The sequence below is a fragment of the Mesorhizobium sp. M5C.F.Ca.IN.020.32.2.1 genome (genome assembly GCF_004023105.1).
Classification (GTDB): domain Bacteria; phylum Pseudomonadota; class Alphaproteobacteria; order Rhizobiales; family Rhizobiaceae; genus Mesorhizobium; species Mesorhizobium wenxiniae.
Genome location: NZ_RZSX01001602.1, coordinates 1 through 551, shown reverse-complemented (window position 1 = coordinate 551; position 551 = coordinate 1). Strand labels below are relative to the sequence as shown.

Sequence of the window (551 nt, the reverse complement as noted above, 5' to 3'; positions counted from 1 at the left end):
CGTCTGCTCTGCCCGCCACAGCCGGATGGCGACGCCCGGCTGCGTGCGCCCGGCGCGGCCGGCGCGCTGGTCGGCCGAGGCTTTGCTGACCCGCACCGTCTCCAGCCGCGTCAGGCCGCTGGCCGGTTCGTAGCGCGGCAGGCGCGACAGGCCGGAATCGATGACGACGCGCACGCCGTCGATGGTGATCGAGGTCTCGGCGATCGAGGTCGCCAGCACCACCTTGCGGCGGCCGGACGGCGCCGGCTTGATCGCGGCGTCCTGCGCCTTGTTGTCGAGCATGCCGTAGAGCGGCACGATATCGGTGTCGGCACTGACGCGGCCTTGCAGCCGCTCGGCGGTGCGCTCGATCTCGCGCTGGCCGGGCAGGAAAGCGAGCACGCTGCCGCTCTCATCGGCAAGGGCCGTGCGGATCGCCTTGGCCATGGCGTCTTCGATGGCGATGCCGGCCGGCCGCTCGTCGTAGCGGATGTCGACGGGAAAGGCGCGGCCTTCGCTCTCGATCACCGGGGCGCCGGAAAGCAGCCGCGAGACTCGTCCGCCGTCAAGCG

At 72.2% G+C, this 551-nt stretch carries 1 protein-coding gene; it reads right to left on the bottom strand.

Annotated elements, in window-relative coordinates; genetic code table 11:
• On the bottom strand, positions 1-551 hold a 551-nt coding region (locus EOA86_RS37690), incomplete at both ends, for a helicase-related protein (RefSeq protein ID WP_281035752.1).